Source organism: bacterium (assembly GCA_016708315.1).
Classification (GTDB): Bacteria; Zixibacteria; MSB-5A5; order CAIYYT01; family CAIYYT01; genus JADJGC01.
Genome location: JADJGC010000003.1, coordinates 294,055 through 312,316 on the forward strand (window position 1 = coordinate 294,055; position 18,262 = coordinate 312,316).

Consider the following 18,262-nt stretch of genomic DNA (forward strand, 5'->3'; position numbering starts at 1 on the left):
AATGAGAAAACGAGTATTCGGTATTATTGGATTGTCAAGCTTTGGCCACTATCTCGCGCTGGAGTTGGCGAAGCACGGCCACGATGTGACTGTCATCGACAGTGACAGTGAGAAGATTGAAGACATCAAGGACTACGTAGCTAAGGCGGTCGTTGGTGATGCTTCGGATCGCAAGACACTACAAGAGCTTGACCTGAGTTCGTGCGACGTGGTAGTCGTGAGTCTTGGCACAAGCATCGATGTCAGTATTCTGGCGACGCTCTATCTGCGCGAAATGGGCGTAAAGCAGATCATGGTAAAAGCAATCACGGTCGACCAGGGCAGGATAGTCGAGCTAATCGGCGCCGACGATGTTATCTTTCCGGAACGCGATATGGCAATGAGAGTCGCAAGCCAGCTTCGTTATCCGAATGTTATCGAGCAAATGACGTTGGGTGAGGATTTGCAGCTTGTCGAACTTGCTGTGCCGGATCGCTTCGTTGGAAAGAGTCTTTCCGATTTGAATCTGCGCCAAAATTACAATGTTCTCGTTGTCCTGATTCGTCAGACCATGCCTGCAAAGACAACGCTCTTACCGGCAGGCGATAGAGTGTTTCAACCTGACGAAGTACTGGTACTTCTCGGCGAAACCAAGTCAATCGAGAAACTGCAAAATGAGCTGAGTTGATTTGGGCAACACCCCAGATTAGGATTAGTTAGGCCGATAAGTGAAAACTGCTCTCTTCAATTTGGGTTGATATGAATTACTTTTTCCCTTCAAGTTAAATCACAGGAGTACTTCTATGCGCCGATTTTTGTATCTGACAATGTTCTTGATTCTTGCCGGATTTGCCAATGCCTACTCCGAGGAAGTCAACGTTGATTCGCTGATTTCGCTGAGGTGGCAAAAGACAATGGTGCTCGACATTACTGCAGCCCAGACAGCCTACTCTGATTCGTGGCTGGGAGGCGAAGCTGGTACATTCGCCTGGGTCAGTAATCTGAATGCCAAAGTAGAGCGAAGATTCAGCCAGAAATTCAATCTCAAATCTAACCTGCGTTTAGCTTTTGGTCAGACAACGGTGCAGGACGAGGAGAGCAAGAGCTGGAGCAAGCCGAAGAAATCGACTGATCTCATCGACTGGGAAAACATTGCGACGTTTCCTTTGCAGGCCTTCGTTGATCCGTATGCGGCATTCCGATTTGAAAGCCAATTCCTTGATGCTTCAGTTGCTGCGAAGAAACGCTACCTTAATCCCATGAAGTTTACCTTCTCGGCGGGCATTGCGCGCATATTCTACCGACACGAAAAGGACGAAGTGTCAAGCCGCCTCGGTATGGCAGTTCGCCAGATACGCCGAAATGTGATTACGGATATGGAGACTTTGGCAACAGAGGATTCAACGCAGACTGATGGCGGTATTGAGTCAGTTTCTGATGCCCAATTGACTCTGAGTAAACGGGTGCAGTACATCGGGAAGCTATCGCTTTACAAGGCTCTCTTTTCGTCACAAAGGACGAGGTGGAGGGGACTGATCTTGAGGGATACTGGAAATCGGTGGATGTCAACTTCGAAAATTCTCTCAAGGTGTCAGTGAGTAAAATCATGACAGTAATACTCTACAATCAGTTCCTCTATGACAAGGAGTTGTCAAAGAAGGGGCGTGTGAAACAGACGATGGGAGTTGGACTAACATTTACGATGTGGTAAAAAAGTGATGATTTCATTGAGAAAACATTGCAAAATTGGAAGTTTCTACCGATTCATGTATAAGAGGAGAAACTGAGCGATGATTATCGTAAGTGATACAGCAAGAGACAATATCAAGACAGTTATGTCTTCGCAGCACGCGAAGGGCAAGAATCTGGTACTTTACTTGCAGGGCGCAGGCTGAAGCGGTCCCCGAATGGGGATGACTCTGGAAGAGTCGGTAACTGGATTGGAGAAACTCGAATCAAACGGGATCGATGCATATATCGAGAGCGGGTTGCATGAGTTGGTCTGTCAACGAGGAGATATCTATATTGACTTTGTCGTTGATCGTCATGGAGGCAAGGGATTCTCAATCGCAGTGAAACGAACAGCGGATGAGAAAAGCGATTGCTGTTAGTAATCAGTTGATCAGAATGAATCAATCGGCAAGTGCAGATGCACTTGCCGATTTTGTTTTGGGTCAATTTGGCTTTACGCGAACTTTCAACGCTCTCAAGCTCAATCAAACAGTTTTTCCGTCCATTTTACGAATCAGGTTTGAGCCTTCGACAATTGGTGGAATTCCTCGGGCAATACATACGACAGCCGTGACAATCGCACTGATGTATCCGATTTCAAATCCAATTGTTACAAATCGTTCGGTTAGAAAAGGGAATTCGTGCCAAAGTCGATCGAGTGCGGAAATAAGTAGCAACCATCCAAATGTGAATGCCTTGAGAATCGCATAGCCCGTGCGCATGATCGGGGATCCGGTTAGGAACTTCCCGATGGAACTCTGCATCATTGTCGTCTTGCCGAACGCGGTAAATCCAAATTGCAGTAGATAATTGCGGATGCTGTCGGTGAGAATGGCGCGCGAAGTCACCGCAATTGGAATCCACACGGGGACTAATTCTAGATCAGCCAACACAATCCAGAGCACGGTTTCCAGGATTCGGTCTCCGGCAATATCAAGAACGCTACCCAACTGGGACTGTTCATGCAGCTTGCGGGCGAGGAACCCATCGAGCCAATCGCCAACAATTACCAATATTGCGAGAAATGCCGCCAACAAACGTGACCACATATTGTTGTCATAAACTAAGAGAACGAGCCAAAAGACGATGCCGATTCGAGCGATTGTCACTCGATTTGCCCAGGACATTATTCGCGCCATGCCTTGCCTCCAAGTGCTTGATAGTGCATTACTTGAAACTAAGAGCCTGCAAGATTCAGCGCAAGCTTATTAGGCAAGAGAGAAATAGACAAAATTGTCTTGACTATATTCGTATAATGAACAGATTAGGTATGTCTTCGGGGTGAGGTGAAATTCCTCGATCGGCGGTACAGCCCGCGAGTCTCGAAAGGGACAGAGCCGGTTAAATTCCGGCGCCGACGGTATAGTCCGGATGGTAGAAGACAAACGACCTGACGCTCACGGAATGGTTCCGTTTGAAGTGTCTTGTCGCTCCAAGCCCGCAAAGCAGTCATGTATGATGCTATGCAGCGGTGCTTGTAAATCCCCCGAAGGCCACTTCGGGTTTTTTTATGGTCTTTGAAGAACACATGAAACGCGCACTCGAGTTAGCGGCTTCGGCACTCGGACAAACGAGAACCAACCCGCTGGTAGGCGCTGTCATTGTCAAAGATGGGCTGGTGATCGCCGAAGGATACCATCGGTGCTACGGAGCAGACCACGCCGAGGTCGACGCGATCAATCGCGCTGGTGATAAGGCGGCCGGTGCTGAGATGTATGTGACGCTTGAACCCTGCGTTCATTTCGGAAAGACCCCACCCTGTGTGCAGGCAATCAAGGCGGCTGGAATCCGACGTGTCTTGGTCGCTACAGTTGATCCCAATCCAATTGTAAATGGTGCGGGAATCAGATCACTACAGGAAACTGGAGTCGAAGTCGAGGTAGGAATTTGTGAAGAAGAGGCGAAACGGCTCAATGAGGCATACTTCAAGTTTATCACTACAGGAATGCCGTTCGTTACTGTTAAGATCGCCCAGACCATTGATGGAATGATTGCAGATTCTGCGAATGACTCAAAGTGGATAACGTCAGAAGAAGCGCGCCGTAAGGTGCACACGCTTCGATCAACTGTTGATGCCGTTCTCGTCGGCGCTATGACGGCAAGAATTGATGATCCTGTGCTGTCAAGCCACGGAATCGGCAAGGACCCATTGCGGCTTGTTATAACGAAGTCTGGTGAATTGCGCAGCAATCTCAAGATCAATGATCCGAATACCGGTGGACAGACTATCGTGATTGGTCCCGACAACGAAACGGAAAGAGTACGTGACGACTTTTGGACCGTTGGTACGGATATACGCACTTTGCTTAAGAAGACAGCATCCGAAGGCGTCGCCCACTTGTTGGTAGAAGGGGGAGGAAGCGTCTTCTCGCAATTCATCGAGTCGGGCCTAGTGGACAAGTACATCTTTGTGATCGCGCCAAAGCTTCTCGGTTCCGGCAAGCCCGCATATAATAGCCAGAAGAATCGCAAGATATTGGAGACGCTCAATTTGAAGTTCAAGAGCTGGGAGTCGATCGGCGGCGATTTGTGGGTAGAGGCTTATCCGAGTTAGGGTATCGAATGTTTACCGGAATCATACAAGATATTGGCAAGATAACCACGATGAAGAATCAAGGCGATAACGTCGTGATTTCGGTTCAGAGCAAATTGGTTGACGCATCGATGTTGATTGGCGATTCGGTCGCTATCGGCGGTGTTTGCCTGACGGTGACCACGCTGGATCTGACTTCGCGGCAGTTCACGGTAACTGCAGTGGAAGAAACACTGCGCAAGACAACATTGGGCCGCTTACGCAGCGGTTCGGAAGTGAATCTCGAACCTGCGCTCCGTCCTTCGGATCGATTGGGCGGACACTTCGTGCAGGGGCACGTCGATTCTGTCGGCAAATGCGAACGAATCGATATTCGTGACGGTAGCTGGCTGACAACGATTGCCATCGACGAGCGATTTCGGGAACTTGTAGTTGATAAAGGGTCGATAGCCATTGATGGTGTCAGTTTGACCGCCTACGAAGTTTCGAATGCCGCTTTCACGGTTAGCATTATTCCGCACACTCTTGAGGCTACGACGATGAAGTCTCTCAAGGCTGGGGATCTTGTTAATATCGAGTTCGACATACTTGGAAAATATGTTCAACGAATGGTAAACAAGACCAGCGAGTCTGGTCTGAGCATTGAGCGACTCAAGAACTATGGATTTTAGTACACACTTGATATATGGGAGTGAAATCTATGCCTAATGTCACATTGAAGCGCGACGAGCAAAATCTCTTCGATGATGTGGCAGCCGCAATCGAGGACATACGCAACGGGAAGATCATCATCGTCGTCGACGACGAGGACCGCGAAAATGAAGGCGACTTCATTATGGCCGCCGACAAGGCTACTCCGGATGCAATCAATTTTATGATTACTCACGGCCGCGGCCTGTTGTGTGTTTCGTTGACGCGGGACATCATCAAGAAGCTCAAGTTGGGACCGATGACAACAGAGAACACGGCTCTGCTTGGCACTCGATTCACGGTGAGCGTCGATGCAGTCAAGAACACGACGACGGGTATTTCGGCTTTTGACCGTGCAGAGACAATTCAGCAGATTATGTCTGCGGACTGCCGTCCTGAGGATTTGGCAAGGCCGGGACATGTGTTTCCGTTGGAGGCGCTACCGGGCGGCGTACTCGCTCGTGCGGGCCACAGCGAGGCTTCAGTGGACCTCGCTCGTTTGGCGGGACTCAATTCCGGTGCGGTGTTATGTGAAATAATGTCCGCTGATGGCTCTATGGCTCGCGTAAACGAGCTGCGCGGTGTAGCAGATCGATTTGATTTGAAGTTGATTACCATTAAGGACCTGATCGCTTATCGCCACAAGCATGAGAATCTGATTCAGAAGATCGTTGATGTCGATTTTCCGACTGAATATGGCAATTTCAGGCTGCACCTGTATCGTTCGGATATTGACGACCATCATCATATCGCGTTGGTTAAGGAGATGTCAAGAATCAGGAGAATGTGCTCTTGCGGGTTCATTCTCAATGCCTGACTGGAGACGTTTTCTCTTCGGCGCGCTGTGATTGCGGAGACCAACTCAGGGCTGCGATGATGATGATCGAGAAGGAGGGGAGCGGCGTGGTACTTTACATGCGCCAGGAAGGTCGCGGTATCGGATTGGCAAATAAGATACTGGCGTACAGTCTTCAGGACAAGGGACGCGACACAGTTGAAGCGAACAACGACTTGGGATTCAAGGATGATTTACGGGACTACGGCATTGGCGCCCAGATTCTATCGGATCTTGGACTCACGACAATTCGGTTGATTACAAATAATCCGCGCAAGATCATCGGACTCGAAGGCTATGGCCTGAAAGTAACGGAGCGCGTTGCATCGATAATCCCGCCGACAAAACACAATGCCCGCTATTTGGAGACAAAGCGGGATAAATTAGGCCATCTATTGGGCGTATTTCACGAGGTACAAAATGGGTAAAGTGTATAAGGGCGAGCTGGTAGTTCGCGACAAGAAGTTTGCAATCTGCATTGCGCGATTTAACTCACTACTTACAGAGCGACTACTGGAAGGAGCCAAAGACTGCCTGATTCGTCATGGTTCAACCATTGAGAGTATTGATGAATTCTGGGTGCCGGGATCATTTGAGCTGCCTTACATTGCGTCCAAGATCGTTGAACAGAAAAAGTATGATGCCGTAATCTGCGTTGGTGCGGTCATTCGCGGTGATACGCCGCATTTCGAGTACATTGCTGCGGAAGTCACCAAAGGTATTGCTTCAATCTCGCTGCAGTCCGGTGTGCCGGTGATTTACGGAGTTATCACTTGCGACAATATCGAGCAGGGCATTGAAAGAGCAGGGACAAAAGCCGGCAATAAGGGCTGGGATGCTGCAATGACTGCAATTGAGATGGTCAACCTTTATCGGTCGATTTCGTAAGCCATGGGACAACGCAAGAAAGCTCGTGAGTTGGCGCTTAAGTGCCTTTATGCCCATGAATCGACTGGACAGGATGTTGACTCGGTCTGTGAGTCGCTCTTGGCAAATTCGGATCTGGGGGAAGACTCGACCGAGTATGCTGGTCGGCTATTTCGTAAAGTTGCGGGTATGCTAACTGAGTTGGATGGCCATATTGAGAAATTTTCTCAGAATTGGCGTCTGGAACGAATTGCCATGGTCGACAAGAACATACTTCGCATTGCGATATGCGAATTGACATGCTTTCCCGACATTCCCGCTCGCGTCGCTATCAATGAGGGAGTGGAGTTGGCAAAGAAGTACTCTTCACAAGAATCGTCGCGGTTTGTGAATGGGCTTCTCGATGCAGTTAATAAGCACCTCGAGAAGGAGCCGCTGCCAAAGAAGTGAGACCAGGCGGCTAGGCCAGAAGCGATAGAATCGAGAATCGGCAGTTTCCCGGCAACAGTTGCAAAGTTAGGGGCGGATTTTTCCTTTGGCGATGAGCCGGTTTCTGTGTATATTCGGCGCCAAATTATTTCGTCCATTTCAGCGCGTCACGGGTATATCAGCTTAGTAAATAAGGCTGTGACGTTGAGGAGGTTACATTGTCCATTTCCGTTGGGAATTTTGATATCAAAAAAGTTGATCGGCTGAACCTCGGTTTGGGGCTACTGGTTTTCTTCCTGTCCTTCATCGTTTACATGATGACAGTACAGCGCACGTTCTCATTTTGGGACTGCGGTGAATTTGTAGCGTGTTCATACATACTGGGAGTACCCCATCCGCCCGGAACACCGCTGTTTATTCTGATAGGCCGCATCTTCTCAATGATTCCATTTTCCGACGACATTGGATTTCGAATCAACATTCTCTCGGTTCTGAGTACGGCGCTGGCGTCAATGTTCGGCTACTTCGCGATTGTAAAGATTGTCCGCGAGTGGTTCGGCGAAAAGGTCGAAGGTATTCGTCAGATCGGAATGTATACCGGAGCCGTTGTCGGCGCGTTGTTAATGTCATTCTCAACAACTAACTGGAACTCAGCGGTCGAGGCAGAGGTCTATGGGCCGTCGATGCTAATGATCACATTGTTGATCTGGTTGACACTCATTTGGTCTGATAAGCGCGGTACTGTTGAAGCTACGCGTTATCTTGTTCTGATATTCTTCCTAGCGGTACTTTCGACCGCGATTCACCTGACGGTCTATCTGATCATGCCGTTCATAATGCTAATGATTTTGCTTCTGGATGAATCGTTACGAAAGAATTGGCTGTTCTTGGTGACCGCATTAATACTGCTCTGGCCGGTCAAGTCATTGGTTGAATTCATGTATATAGGCGGAGCCTGGGCTGCAGTTGTTGCGTTGATATACTTCGTTTCGCGGGACAAGCGGCTATCGACCATGCCCTTTATGATCATGATTGCGGCAGGCATTGCTTTCAGCAGCCAGTTCTATATTCCGATTAGGGCTGCCGAGAAGCCGGCGATTAATGAGAATGCTCCCTACACTTGGCAGACCTTTGAGGATTTCCTTGAGCGCAAACAGTATGGGCAGATGTCGATGACGGAGCGCATGTTTACTCGTCGCGGAAGTTGGGCAAATCAGTTTGGCACACATCCGCGCATGGGATTCTGGGGATTTTTCCACGATCAGTATGGAGTCTCCGGCAAAGGTTTCTTGCTCTTCTTGTTCCCAATTGGGCTTCTGGGGCTGTTGGAACCGATTATGCGAAAATGGCAGAAGGGTTTGCCCTTCTTCCTGATGGTTCTGGCGGCGACAGTGGGGCTCGTGATTTACATGAATTTCGCGGACGGGACACTTCCCAATGTCTTGCCCGGCGATGACGCCGGGTTGGAAGTCCGAGATCGAGACTATTTCTGGCAGCCGGGTTTCATCCTGTTTGCCATGGCTATCGGTATGGGAATTGTTGCGTTGTGGGACCTGGCATACAATTTCTTCAGTAAGCGCGGGATGGAAAAACTAACTCTGGCTTTGCTCGCGTTCCTGATTCTTCCAATCAATGCTGTGTTTGCGACATATCACGAGAACAATCGATCGAATAATTACATCTCGTACGACTATGCCTACAACTTGTTAATGTCGGCAGACTCTAACGCAGTAGTATTCACCAACGGCGACAATGATACATTTCCGGTGTGGGCGCTGCAGGAAGTTTACGGTATTCGCAAAGATGTCAAGATTGCGAATCTGTCGCTGCTCAATACTGACTGGTATATTAAGCAGTTAAAGAACGAGATGGGAGTTCCCATCAGTCTTTCTGACGCACAAATCTCTGCCATGAGGCATGAGCGTTATCCTGATGGACGTATTCGCCGCGTTCAAGATCAGATGATCGATAACATCATTGAAACGGCGAAGTTTCAGACTCCGGTGCATTTTGCAGTGACTGTTTCGCAGGACAATCGCATTTATCGGATGCAGCCAATTGAAGATCATTTGGAGATGAAAGGCATGATGTTCCGATTGAAACGCGAGACTGGAACGAACATGATCGACCTTGATGCAACTATCGATCTTTACTCCAATGTCTTTAAATACAGAGGCGTTGCCGATTCAACAGTCTACAAGGACGAGAATGCATTCCGGCTTACGAATAATTACTCTGCTGGTTTCCTTTATACCGCCGAGGAACTACGCAAGCGCGGCGATACGCAGAAGGCAATTGACATGGTAAATCTTGCCATCAAGACAGTGCCGGGTGAATGGCGCAGCCAAGCGTACTTGATGCAGCTGTATGCTGATATGGATTCGCTGGACCGCGTGGCGGAATTGCTGAAGACCGCGCCACCGGAACTGGATCCGAAGACAATGTGGCAGACGCTTGCGAGCGATTTGTATCGTCGAGGTCTGCGCGACAAGGCGATTGACATGCTCAATGACCGACTTACTGAAGACCCGCATTTTGATGGCGCATACAAGCAGCTGTTAAGCATCTACTTCAAGGAGTCAATGACCGACAGCATGGAAAAGCTGCTTGATCGCTGGATTGCCAATAATCCATCCGACACTGAAGCGATAAGCGCCATGAAGGATGTTCAGGAACTGAAGCAGGCCGAATCGGGTGTTAAACTGCGGCAGTTGGATGTCCCGGACACTTCGAAGTAGGCTGCGGACTTAGTTTGCGAATTCTGGCTGTCAATTGGCAGGATACTACGAATCCACTCGCTGGTGGAGCAGAAATTCATCTTGAAGAGATACTCAAGAGAGTTGTTGCTTGGGGGCACCATGTTACATTTGCCTGCTCGAACTATCCCAATGGTTTGGAGCAGGAGCAGCGCGATGGGATGTCAATTCGTCGGCGTGGTTCACGCCAGAATTTCAATTTTGTCGCCCCGTTCTTAGTCAAGAACCTTCTGGATGAATCACAATTTGATCTCATCGTCGAAGATATCAATAAGATACCATTCTACTTGCCACTGTGGTATGATCTGCCTCACTTGGCAGTAATCCCGCATCTCTTCGGAAAGAACATCTATCAAGAAGCGAACGCGGTGATTGCAAGCTATGTCTATTTTGCAGAGAAACCGATTCCACGCGTGTACGCGAAGTCTCATTTCCTGGCAATTAGCGACTCGACCCGCGACGATCTTGTAACAAGGGGCATTCGTCGGGAGAAAATCGATGTAGCTGAGTGCGGCGTCGATCATTCCGCCTATAAGGTCGATCCGTTGTCGCAAAGATACGATCAGCCGACAATACTCTACCTCGGAAGGCTGAAAAAGTATAAGTCCGTTCACCACCTGATCTCCGCTCTGCCGTTCGTCAGACAAAGAATAGCGAATGCTCGTTTATTGATAGTCGGAGGCGGTGACTATCTTCGTGAATTGAAGTCACTGACTCAGGAATTGGGATTGAATGACGCCGTTGAGTTTGCGGGATTTGTTTCGGAAGAACAGAAACTTGAATACTTGCGCAGATCACACGTTTCTATTTATCCTTCTCCCAAGGAGGGTTGGGGCATAACGAACATCGAGGCAAATGCCTGCGGAACACCGGTTGTTGCTGCCGATTCACCGGGGCTAAGAGATTCTGTCAGCCCGGAAGTGTCAGGATTGTTGTATGAGTATGGAAACATCGAGGGACTTGCAGCACAGATTAGCAGGCTCCTCAGCGACAAAGCACTTTACGAACGAATGAGTCAGTCGGCAGTGACATGGGCAAAGAGATTCACGTGGGACGACTGCGCACAGCGGTCTTTTGCCGCGATGGAACGCACCGTTTCTGAATGGAGAGACCGTGGGTAAAAAGCTGCTGATTACGTTCGGAATTCTAATTGCGGCATTCTTCTTATACTTGTTTGTCGAAAAGATTGAATGGGACCGCGTAATCTCAGCAATACGACAGGCCAACTACTGGTGGCTGATTCCGAATGTCGCCATGATATTTGCCTCAATGGCGCTAAGAGCATGGCGGTGGGGGATAATGGTTAACCCCCTGAAGAAGTGCTCGTTTCGCGGGCTATATGCCGCGACGATGATCGGATTTATGGCTTCGAACATCTTGCCGGCGCGCTTGGGAGAATTGGCGCGGCCATTGTCGCTTGGCAAGATTGAAGATGTTTCTCGCTCTGCGGCAATGGCGACGACGTTGATCGAACGCGTGTTCGACCTGTTGACTCTTCTTGCATTGTTCACACTGATAATTCTATTTAAGGAATTCCCGGCTTCTGTGGCAGAAGATCTGGGACATCTGGAGACTGCCGGATGGTTGTTTCTCGGCGTCACGATGTTCGCGGTGATGATCTTGACACTACTGAAGTTTCGCACTCAAGCTACACTCGGGGTACTAAATCGGATTCTCCACATTTTCCCGCAACGAATCAAAGAAGTCGGCAGCGACTTGTTGGTTAAGTTTGCGTCCGGTCTGGAAGTACTTTCTGATCCAAAATCGGTGCTTCTGATTTCGGCACAATCGGCGCTATTGTGGGTCGTGATGGCCCTCTCGAATTACTTCATATTCCTGGCATTTGACATGAGTTTCTTGCCACTGGACGCTTCGTTCGTGGTGTTGGCGGTCGTGTCAGTGGGAATTATGCTGCCAAATGCGCCGGGATTTATCGGACCATACCAATACTTAACAGTGTTGAGCTTGAGTCTTTACGGGGTCGACAAGGATACTGCGGCTGCCTGTAGTATCGTCATGTGGGCAACGCAATACTTCACCATTACGATTGCCGGCCTGTACCATCTTAAGCAAGAGCATCTCTCTCTCAAAGAAGTTGAACGCGAGCCGGTCAACGACTGAGTTCTCCAAACAACACAAAAAAAGCCGCGTCTTTTGAACGCGGCCTCCAAGTGCAAGGAAGTGAACGTAGCGTCTTACTCGTGCCCTTGTAATTCCAAGAAAAGATAATTTACCAGGAAGACAGCGTCAGCAATAGTAGCCTGGTTGTCGCCGTCATAATCTCCGTGAAGGTAGTCCTTTGGACTGCTGCCGCCGCCGAAGATATAGTTAATCATGTAGAGTATGTCCGCGATGTTGAAGCGGTTGTCTCCATTGATATCACCGTAGACTCCATACGTACCGCTGATCTCAACGCCTCCATTCTGAGTGTTGATTGCGCGAATCGGCACAACCGCACCGGGTACGATGCAACCGGCGATTGTCCCGCCCAAATTCGGGTCGGTGCCGGTGATTTCGTTTGCCTGGTAGTCGTATGCGAATCGGCCATGCCAAACGGTGTCCTGAGCGGTCGATTCCAAGGTATTGCTTGTGCAGTCAATCCAGTAAAATTGTACATCAGCACGTGTTCCCGCAAGAAGTGTATCGGGCAGAACATGAAAGTTCATTCTTGCCAAATCACCAGTGGGGGAGCTACAGGTGGGTGCACCGGGCACATTCGGGTCATCGGCAATTCCGTTTATCTCAACAGTCTGCAAAATACAGCCGCCACAGAGCGATTCTCCATAGCTGAAGGTATCCCAATTGCAGAAAGTCGGAATTACTCCAGGTTGAACGTTCACCAAGCGCAACTGCGATGGGTCATAAGCAACGAAAAGCTTGAATCTACCAAAGGTCTCGGAACCAGAGAGATAGTTTATTGACAATTCAATATTGTCGCCGATTTTGGCAATCGGTTGGTTCTCAATCGAGATCTCAAAAGGAGCCATAGGTTCGGCATTCAACGGAAGCACGAGGACAGAGATAAACAGCAGTATTCCTGTCATGACCAAGCGACCGGCATTTGTCAGCATATCACTCCGTGAAGTAAACGGTTTAAGCCCCAGACAAGTATTTACCCCGCGTGAATATAAGCTGTTCCCCTTAATAGTAAAGCGGAATTTTGAAGCTGTTCAAAGATTGGGCGACTTGTTGGGTTTGAAGGGTCAAATCAAGCGTCAGTCGCAAGTCGTTGTCGTGCAATGCGAGGCCGCCTGGCAGATCAACCTTATGATGAGGGCTGATCTGGTTGGTGCTTGGCAAGCTCGCTAATGACGTACGGCATCTTCCCGGCTTCAGTAAAAGGGGGCTTGTCCAGTATTTCGACATCGATTTCGAAATATCCGCTTAGGCAGTCTTTCGCCAGTCGCTTGAGGTGATTTTCATCTCGGACTTGGTCATAGCTCTTATTCGGGAAAATCCGGACTATTATTCTGTCGATTTGGCGCTGGACAACCTGAATGTAGTCTGCCCCAAAGAAGCCATTTCGAGAGAGATAGGTATCGAGGTGACAGTTCACAAAACCGTCGCGAGTGACAAGCACATCTTTGCCCCGGCCCCCAAGAATCTCCATTGTAGGGTGAGGGATACTACAAACTGAGCAAGTCCCGAGTGGCTTGCCAAGGTCGCCAGTGTCATATCGGAGAAGCGGGATAGAGTAGTTTTCGAGTGAAGTAGAAATGATCGAGCCCGTCTCGCCGATTTCGCTATGGCGTGAGCCGGTCACAAATTCGACGTAACCAAACTCCGGATTGATGTGGTAGTTGCCGCAGTTCAGTTGAGTTACTGCCAAAGTGTTTTCGCGGTTACCATAGTAGTCGAAGACCTGGGCACCGAAGTATTCTTTGAATTTCTCAACATGGTGCGGATACAACTTCTCAGAGTAACTGTAAATAATCGGAATCGGAATCGGCTTAACGCCTGCACGCTCTGACTGCAAGCAGAATGTAAATAGCGCCGATGGGTGGCCCACCAACATCTTGGGTCGCCGATCGGCGAGAGCGCCATAGATGTGCATGAAATCGTGAGGATTCAAGTGGAATGAGTTCAGCCAGAGGTTGTTTTCCAGCAGGTCTTCATGCGTGTACTGGTGCTTTTGTGGGAAGTCGAGCGGTCTTCCAAGGGTGGCGCGAGCGTCCTTGAAGAAGTAACCACAGGCATTGTAGTGTCTCCAGACAATAGCCTTGCGAAGCGCTTCATGTGATTGACTGCGATAGAGCTTGAGCGGGAATCCGGTCGTGCCGGATGTGACTGTTTTTATCGGGTTTGTCTCAGAGAAATTGCGCGGTTTCATCCTTTCCAAGTTCTCGCGAACAATCAGACGATTGGTCGTTGGTAACGTCAAGTAATCAGCCGGAGTCTTAATGTCTTCGGGGCGGCAGCCTAAGTCATCAAGAAGAACTCGATAATATTCAGTGTTGTGGTAGGCGAAGTGTATGAGTGCCGTGAGGCGACTCCACACATACTCATCAAGTTGTTCCTGACTGAACGTAAGTGATAGTTTTACGAAACGGAATTTCTCGCGAAATTCATGGCCGTAGCTGACGGGTATAGGAGTTAGTCTGTACCGCCAACGCAGGGATTTTTTAACGGAATCGAGAATCTTCATTTCAACTGCGATTCGAGATATTCGGCGCCAAGGCGAGAAACGACTTTGGACTTCTTGAATCCTTGCGTCTGAGGAATATGATCGACGTATTCGACGCGAATATCAAATAATCCTTTAGTCGCGTCCTTTAGGTGGCCCACTAATATTGGCTCGTCGCGTTCAAGCACGAAGTCACTGCCGACTACCATTCGCAGAACCAGGGTGTCAATGTCGATTTGCTCGACCTGGATGTCGTCCGGCATTTCGATCCCGTGCTTGTGCAGGATATCGTCAAATTGACAGTGAAGCAGACCTTGTTTGGAAACGAGGAAGTTCTTGTCGCGGCCCCCAACGAACTGAATTGTCGGATGGTTGATCTGACAGTTGCCGCAAGGCTTGATTTCGGTGGCAAGATCTGCACAATCGTATCGGAGCACCGGCATTGCATAGTTAATCAGGTTGGTTCCGATTACGCGGTTGAGAGCCTGTCCTTCAAATACGCTGGGAGATGGTGTCAACTCCATATAGACAAATTCAGAATTAATGTGGTAGTGCTTGCAAGGGAACTGAGAAGCACTGATGGAGTTTTCGCGATTACCAAAGTGGTCGTAGACGTTCGGCCCAATTTGGCGAGAGATGATCGCTCGCGTCGCCTTGCTTAAGACTTCGGAATAGACGTATGTAACCGGCAAGTTAAGTGGAGGGAGATTGACCTCTTCCATCGATTTGCCCAATGTTGCTAATGCCACAGGATGAGCATAGAACATCACCGGGTTGAACCGCTTTATGAGATCATGTATGGCTTTCGCGGTAGCGGCGCCAAGGAATCTGCCATTGATCATTACCAAATTGTCAATTGGCTCATACTTGTATAGCAGGTCGGCTTCGGAATCGACAAAGGCAACGTTAAGAGAAACTCTCGGTTGCTTGAAATGATATCCGATCTGATTGAAATGACGCCAAAGAACCGCCCGACGGAAACTCTCAGTATACCAACTGCGGTAGAACTTCAGGACTCGGCCGCTTGAACCGGAAGTTGAGGCGGGCGAGCCCCGATGGAGTTTAAGCTCAGTTGAAGTGAAGTCAGCCAAATTCTGGTCAATATTGGTTCTTGAGACAATTGGGAGTCTTTTGAAATCCTCCCAGTTGCGAATATCACTCGCCGAGATCTTCTGATCGCTGAACCACCTCTGATAGAAGGGAACAGTCTTGCTCGCATGGGCGATGAGGTCTGAAACCTTGCGCCACTGGTAGTTGTCAATCTCTTCGGTCGTCCAATAGAGCGACTTGCCCAAGAGCGTATAGTACTCTTGGAATTCCGGACCAAAATGTGCCGGAATTGATCGCAGTTTCCAACGTAGTCGCCATGGTTTTTTGACGAAGGATTGCCACTCGAAACTATCCTGAGGGAATCGATATTGTTCAGACACTTGTTCTACGCCTGGTTAAGATGCAAATCTCGATTAGAGGTTATACCGCTGAATCCAATTGAAACTTCAGAAACGTACACTCTGCGCCAAACTTACCTGATAGGGTAGGTGATTCAAGCAAAAACTTTTCTGACGACTGCTGGAAGTTCACGCCAATCCGACACGATAAAATCCGGTTCGTAGCCGTTTGTTGTTTCCGCGTGGCATCCGGTATAGAGCACAGAGGTTATACCAAGAGCCTTGGCGCCACGGACATCGTGGGTCGGTAGGTCGCCGCAATGGATTGCATTGGAGGGATCGACACCCAGTTTATTCATGACGTTTTCGAACTGGAGAGCGTGAGGCTTGGCGCGACCGGTTTCGTCGGAAAAAGAGAATGCGGAAAAATAGTCCAAGACACCGTGTGCCTGCATGTGCTTTCGCAAGACTCGTCCGGGCGTGTATCCTGTATCGGAGACGATTCCCAACAAGTAGTCGCGACTTAGTTGTTCGAGAACTGGTGGCAGGTTCTCGGTCAATTTCGGGTCCAGCATCAATCCCATTTCCTCGAATTCTTGCGACAGGTGGGCGAATGACTTGGTATCAATTGGTACTCCCAATTGGTCGAATACCCAAGTCAGGCGTTCACTTACAATTGGAGTTCGTTGTTCCCGATGATAGATGTCAAGAAACCACGGGCGAGAGGCTTCAAAAGCCTCGTCAACTGAATTCGCCGGGTCATAATACTCTCGTTCCGTCAGGAAGGTCTTCACCAATTGCTTTCGCGCCTCAAATGTCTCGCGTTCCTTCATATCGTGAAAGAGGGTCTGCCAGAAGTCGAAAAGTATAGCCTGTTTCATTGGACCTTCATTCTCCAGTCGCTCAAGTCTCGGCCACTTCGGCTGCAATGTAGTATTGTACGTAATAGCCTGATATCTTCGCAATAGTGCTACAATGTCAAGCTGGAATAATATATAATTCGCGTATGCAGCATCGAATTCTTGTCATCATTCCAGCTTACAATGCCGTCAACACAATGTCGACGCTGATAGATAATCTGGAGAAATCCTATCCTCATATACGTATCTTGGTCGTCGATGATGGCTCCACTGACGGCACGAGTGAAGTCGTGCGTCTTCACGGGGCAAGTCTTATCACACACGAACGCAATCGGGGCAAGGGGATGGCTTTGCGGACGGCGTTCGATTACGCGGTTAAGAACAATTTTGATGCAGTCGTAACAATGGATGCAGATTTGCAGCATGATCCGGCGGAAGTGCAGTTGTTTCTTGAGGAATTCATGGATGACGACACGATCTTGATCGGGCTGCGGCAAACCGGACCAGAAATGCCGTTTGCGAGGAGGATCTCGAACACTCTTTCGACATTTGTGGCTTCAGTGTTTGCGGGACGACGCATCAAAGACAGCCAGTGTGGTTTTCGGCTGATTCCAACCCGAGTCTTGCGTTCGCTGGAGTTTGTTTCCAGCCATTATGATCTCGAGCCGGAGTTGATAATCAAGGCATCACGGGCCGGGTTTCGATTTCGCGATATTCCAATCAGAACTATCTACAACGACAGCAGCAGCTCTATAAGGCCGGCGCGGGACACGTTAAGGTTCTTGAAAATGCTGGTCAAATCACTATTATGGTAAACTAATGTTAGCGCTATTGACTAATGATGATGGCTACGAAGCCGAAGGCTTGCTGAAGCTCGCGCGCGAGATGGCAAAGGTCTGCGATGTGTTGGTTGTCGCACCGCTCGTAGATCAATCAGGATCGGGTCATTCATTGACGCTTCAAAGACCGCTCAGAATCAATAAGGTTGGAAGCAACTTCTATTCGGTTGACGGTACTCCTACCGATGCTGTGATGGTTGCGATGTATGGCATACTCGAGAATAAGAGAAAACCGGATATTCTGATAAGCGGAATAAATCGCGGACCTAACATGGGAGATGATGTAACTTACTCGGGCACGGTTTCTGCGGCATTTGAGGGAGCGATTCTGGGAATTCCCTCAATTGCTGTTTCGTCGGTAGCTACAGATGAGATTGACTATGCTGCGATTGCACGGTTTACACGAAAACTGGCGAAGAGAGTATTAGAGAACGGATTGCCCGGATTCACTTTGCTCAACGTTAACATGCCGAATCCGCCGAAAAACGGCTATCGTGGCGTTCAGATTACGCGACTGGGCAAGCGAGTTTACCGTGATATAGTTGTCGAAAATATTGATCCGAGGGGGAAGAAGTACTACTGGATAGCTGGGGAGCCTGACTGGCAGGAATTTGATCAATCAGACTATTCGGCGACAAAGGCTGGCTATGTTTCGATCACGCCGCTCAAAATGGACATGACTGACTATACATTTCGTGATGAGCTTGCGTCGTGGAATTTGAAGACGTAAG

Annotated in this window: 17 protein-coding genes, 1 pseudogene and 1 riboswitch; of the genes and pseudogenes, 13 read left to right on the top strand and 5 right to left on the bottom strand. The window is 49.0% G+C overall.

All coding sequences use genetic code 11. From position 1 onward, the window contains the following. The first annotated feature begins 1 nt into the window (after position 1). The 3 genes from IPH59_04285 to IPH59_04295 all read left to right on the top strand — a co-directional run bounded on the left by IPH59_04285 (position 2) and on the right by IPH59_04295 (position 2,090). Complete coding sequence (locus tag IPH59_04285; GenBank protein MBK7090931.1) at positions 2–667, top strand: TrkA family potassium uptake protein; 666 nt, start codon at positions 2–4, stop codon at positions 665–667. A gap of 115 nt (positions 668–782) precedes the next feature. Next, positions 783–1,577, top strand: coding sequence for a DUF3078 domain-containing protein (locus IPH59_04290; GenBank protein ID MBK7090932.1), 795 nt, complete (start codon positions 783–785; stop codon positions 1,575–1,577). 315 nt (positions 1,578–1,892) lie between these two features. Next, positions 1,893–2,090, top strand: a complete 198-nt coding sequence (locus IPH59_04295; GenBank protein MBK7090933.1) for a hypothetical protein — start codon at positions 1,893–1,895, stop codon at positions 2,088–2,090. A gap of 105 nt (positions 2,091–2,195) precedes the next feature. On the opposite strand, the gene IPH59_04300 is transcribed toward IPH59_04295, so the two are convergent. Continuing rightward, positions 2,196–2,849, bottom strand: a complete 654-nt coding sequence (locus tag IPH59_04300; protein MBK7090934.1) for a CDP-alcohol phosphatidyltransferase family protein — start codon at positions 2,847–2,849, stop codon at positions 2,196–2,198. Between the two features lie 129 nt (positions 2,850–2,978). Continuing rightward, positions 2,979–3,097: riboswitch (FMN riboswitch) on the top strand. A 141-nt stretch (positions 3,098–3,238) separates the two neighbouring features. Here IPH59_04300 and ribD point away from each other — a divergent pair. The 8 genes and pseudogenes from ribD to IPH59_04340 all read left to right on the top strand — a co-directional run bounded on the left by ribD (position 3,239) and on the right by IPH59_04340 (position 11,941). Continuing rightward, positions 3,239–4,264 (top strand): bifunctional diaminohydroxyphosphoribosylaminopyrimidine deaminase/5-amino-6-(5-phosphoribosylamino)uracil reductase RibD, encoded by a 1,026-nt coding sequence (ribD, locus tag IPH59_04305; GenBank protein MBK7090935.1) that lies wholly within the window; start codon positions 3,239–3,241, stop codon positions 4,262–4,264. Positions 4,265–4,272: 8 nt separating this feature from the next. Further along, on the top strand, positions 4,273–4,914 hold the full coding sequence (locus tag IPH59_04310) for a riboflavin synthase (GenBank protein ID MBK7090936.1): 642 nt from the start codon (positions 4,273–4,275) through the stop codon (positions 4,912–4,914). A gap of 29 nt (positions 4,915–4,943) precedes the next feature. Beyond that, a pseudogene (locus IPH59_04315) lies at positions 4,944–6,196 on the top strand (bifunctional 3,4-dihydroxy-2-butanone-4-phosphate synthase/GTP cyclohydrolase II). Continuing rightward, a complete protein-coding gene (locus IPH59_04320; protein MBK7090937.1) occupies positions 6,189–6,656 on the top strand; it encodes a 6,7-dimethyl-8-ribityllumazine synthase in 468 nt (155 codons plus the stop codon). Before IPH59_04315 ends, IPH59_04320 begins: the two are co-directional and overlap by 8 nt. A 3-nt stretch (positions 6,657–6,659) precedes the next feature. Further along, complete coding sequence (gene nusB, locus IPH59_04325; GenBank protein MBK7090938.1) at positions 6,660–7,085, top strand: transcription antitermination factor NusB; 426 nt, start codon at positions 6,660–6,662, stop codon at positions 7,083–7,085. Between the two features lie 197 nt (positions 7,086–7,282). Further along, complete coding sequence (locus IPH59_04330) at positions 7,283–9,802, top strand: DUF2723 domain-containing protein (protein ID MBK7090939.1); 2,520 nt, start codon at positions 7,283–7,285, stop codon at positions 9,800–9,802. Between the two features lie 14 nt (positions 9,803–9,816). Further along, entirely contained in the window at positions 9,817–10,941 is a 1,125-nt protein-coding gene (locus IPH59_04335) for a glycosyltransferase family 4 protein (protein ID MBK7090940.1), read from the top strand. Continuing rightward, the gene (locus IPH59_04340; protein ID MBK7090941.1) at positions 10,934–11,941 is read left to right on the top strand and encodes a flippase-like domain-containing protein; all 1,008 of its coding nucleotides are present in this window, start codon (positions 10,934–10,936) and stop codon (positions 11,939–11,941) included. Before IPH59_04335 ends, IPH59_04340 begins: the two co-directional genes overlap by 8 nt. Before the next feature lie 74 nt (positions 11,942–12,015). Here the strand turns inward: IPH59_04340 and IPH59_04345 are convergent, their stop codons facing one another. The 4 genes from IPH59_04345 to IPH59_04360 all read right to left on the bottom strand — a co-directional run bounded on the left by IPH59_04345 (position 12,016) and on the right by IPH59_04360 (position 16,713). Beyond that, positions 12,016–12,891: a dockerin type I repeat-containing protein gene (locus tag IPH59_04345; GenBank protein ID MBK7090942.1), complete on the bottom strand. Its 876-nt coding sequence runs from the start codon at positions 12,889–12,891 to the stop codon at positions 12,016–12,018. A 194-nt stretch (positions 12,892–13,085) separates the two neighbouring features. After that, positions 13,086–14,465, bottom strand: coding sequence for a phenylacetate--CoA ligase family protein (locus IPH59_04350; protein MBK7090943.1), 1,380 nt, complete (start codon positions 14,463–14,465; stop codon positions 13,086–13,088). Further along, the gene (locus IPH59_04355) at positions 14,462–15,874 is read right to left on the bottom strand and encodes a phenylacetate--CoA ligase family protein (GenBank protein ID MBK7090944.1); all 1,413 of its coding nucleotides are present in this window, start codon (positions 15,872–15,874) and stop codon (positions 14,462–14,464) included. The genes IPH59_04350 and IPH59_04355 overlap by 4 nt, the downstream gene beginning before the upstream one ends. A gap of 113 nt (positions 15,875–15,987) precedes the next feature. Further along, the gene (locus IPH59_04360) at positions 15,988–16,713 is read right to left on the bottom strand and encodes an HAD family hydrolase (protein ID MBK7090945.1); all 726 of its coding nucleotides are present in this window, start codon (positions 16,711–16,713) and stop codon (positions 15,988–15,990) included. 125 nt (positions 16,714–16,838) lie between these two features. Between IPH59_04360 and IPH59_04365 the strand changes: the two genes are divergently transcribed. Further along, a complete protein-coding gene (locus IPH59_04365) occupies positions 16,839–17,507 on the top strand; it encodes a glycosyltransferase family 2 protein (protein ID MBK7090946.1) in 669 nt (222 codons plus the stop codon). Positions 17,508–17,511: 4 nt separating this feature from the next. Beyond that, the gene (gene surE / locus IPH59_04370; GenBank protein ID MBK7090947.1) at positions 17,512–18,261 is read left to right on the top strand and encodes a 5'/3'-nucleotidase SurE; all 750 of its coding nucleotides are present in this window, start codon (positions 17,512–17,514) and stop codon (positions 18,259–18,261) included. The last annotated feature ends 1 nt before the right edge of the window (position 18,262 follow it).